Genomic DNA, 2,041 nt, shown 5'->3' on the forward strand with positions numbered 1-2,041 from the left:
GCATCCGATGTGCGCTTCGACCTGCTCGTCCCTCACGAGCAGATATCACGCTGTCCGTTCAAGGGCACGGCGCGGTACTGGCGTCCGGCCGATGGTCCGGATCCGGTCGCCTGGGAGTACGCCGAGCCCTATGCGGAGGTCGCGATATTGAGCGGCCACATCGGTTTCTATCAGGATCGGGTCCGCGTCGAGGTCGGCGTGGCCACCCCCGCGGTCAGCCGGTGATTCCCGGGGCCGCGCGTCAGACGTGGTAGTCGTACCACCTGAGGTAACCACCGGCATCCACCCGCATCTGCATACCGGTCACGTAGCGTGATTCATCCGATGCGAGGAATACCACCATCTCGCTGATGTCCTCCGGCTCAACATAAGGCACCGGCATCACCTGCTGCACCGGAAAAGCCATCTCGGCATCCGCACGCGTGGGATTCTCCAGATCCGGACGGAACGCGCGATACATGGGCTCGCTGTGCAGCATCGGCGTATTGCAGTTGGTGGGGTGAATGACATTGGCACGAATCTTGCGTGGGCCGAACTGTGCCGCGAACTCGTGCATGTATTGGGACAGCAGGCGCTTGGGACCTCACCGAGCACCTCGGCATCGCGGTCGAACAAAGCCATGCGGTGCGGGCCTCGGGCCAATTGCCGGGCTACTGCCGCCCCGATCCCGGACCCGGCTCCGGTCACAATGGCAACTCGCTTCGCGGTGTCCTGTGTCATCACTGCTCCTCACCGATGCGAAATGCGATCAACGGTCGGCGGTGGTCACCGTACGCGCGGCAAGCCCCGAATCGAGGTAGACGATGAGCGAGGCCGATGCGACGGAGCTCTTCGCCGCCGTCGCGGACGAGCGGCGGCGAATCGCGGATCTGCTCGACGAGTTGGACGACGCACAGTTGGCGACACCGAGCCTCTGCGCGGGCTGGGATATCAAGACGGTGGCCGCACACCTGGTCAGTGTGCTCGCCGACAGTTTCTGGACGTTCCAATGGTGGACAGTGCGCCACCGGAGTCTGGCCGCCGGTATCGATGAGCTGGCACGGCGTCGGGCTCGGCAACCGGCCGCGGAGATCGCCGACACACTGCGTCGCTGTGCCGATCGCCCCATCAGCCCGCCACTGTTCGGGCCACTCGACCCGCTGGCCGACATCGTGGTGCACAGCGGCGACATCAGGATCCCACTCGGCCTGCCCTTCGCCCCGGACCTGTTGCGGGCTGGTCTGGCGCTCGACTTCCTGACCGCACCCTGGCGGATCGGCTTCGTGCCAGTGGGCCGACTGCGTGGAATTCGCCTGTGCGCCAACGATATCGATCGGACGTGGGGACGCGGAGCCGAGGTTCGCGGGTCGGCGGCAGCGTTGCTGATGAGCGTCGGTGGCCGCACCGCACTCATGCACGAGCTGGAGGGCCCCGGTCTGCCACTGCTGCGCCACCGGTTGTCCGGCTAGTCGGGTTCGGCCACCTGTGTGGCGCTCGGTGCAACGGTGGGCGGGGTTCGGCCGACGCGCCGACCGGGGGCCCATAGACCGATGGCGAGGGCGGCGGCCAAGGTCAGTGCGCCGAGGATCGCCGCCGCTTGACGGACACCGTGGACGAACGCCGCCTTGGCCGCGTCGGCGAGCGGTTGGGCTTGCGGGCCCAGATGCTCGGCCACCGCCAGCGCCCCGACCAGTGAGCCGGAGACCGGACCGCGTAGCTGTTGCGGGAGCATCGGCAGGATCGCCCCGATCCGGTGGCTGTAACCCGCGGCGAGAATGCTTCCGGCCAAGGCTATTCCGATCGCGGCGCCGACCTCGCGCGATACGTCGTTCACGGCCGCCGCGATGCCGTGCTGATCGGCAGGCACACCCGCCATGATCGCGGCCGTTGCCGGTGCCGCCGACAGGCTGATGCCCAGACTGACGATCAGCAGCGGCCAGACGACATCGAAATAGGTGCCGTCGACCGACAATCGGGCGACCGCCAGCAGTCCGACGCCCAATAGCGTGAGGCCGCACAGGGTTTGCAGCCGCAATCCGAATCGCTCGGCGAGCCACGGCGA

At 67.2% G+C, this 2,041-nt stretch carries 2 protein-coding genes and 3 pseudogenes; 2 read left to right on the forward strand and 3 right to left on the reverse strand.

From position 1 onward, the window contains the following. Positions 1–225 (forward strand): DUF427 domain-containing protein (locus NP3_RS08510; RefSeq protein WP_157124190.1); only part of this gene is annotated, 225 nt, incomplete at its 5' end. A 16-nt stretch (positions 226–241) separates the two neighbouring features. On the opposite strand, the pseudogene NP3_RS08515 reads toward NP3_RS08510, so the two are convergent. After that, positions 242–577: pseudogene (locus NP3_RS08515) on the reverse strand (SDR family oxidoreductase); the annotation flags it as partial. Between the two features lie 53 nt (positions 578–630). Further along, positions 631–720, reverse strand: a pseudogene (locus NP3_RS47725) (hypothetical protein); the annotation flags it as partial. Positions 721–803: 83 nt separating this feature from the next. Between NP3_RS47725 and NP3_RS08520 the strand changes: the two are divergent. Continuing rightward, the gene (locus tag NP3_RS08520; RefSeq protein ID WP_063039477.1) at positions 804–1,448 is read left to right on the forward strand and encodes a maleylpyruvate isomerase family mycothiol-dependent enzyme; all 645 of its coding nucleotides are present in this window, start codon (positions 804–806) and stop codon (positions 1,446–1,448) included. Here NP3_RS08520 and NP3_RS48965 read toward each other — a convergent pair. Continuing rightward, positions 1,445–2,041: pseudogene (locus tag NP3_RS48965) on the reverse strand (MFS transporter); the annotation flags it as partial. The gene NP3_RS08520 and the pseudogene NP3_RS48965 overlap by 4 nt on opposite strands.

It is taken from the genome of Nocardia pseudovaccinii NBRC 100343, from assembly GCF_001613225.1.
GTDB classification, from domain to species: Bacteria; Actinomycetota; Actinomycetes; order Mycobacteriales; family Mycobacteriaceae; genus Nocardia; species Nocardia pseudovaccinii.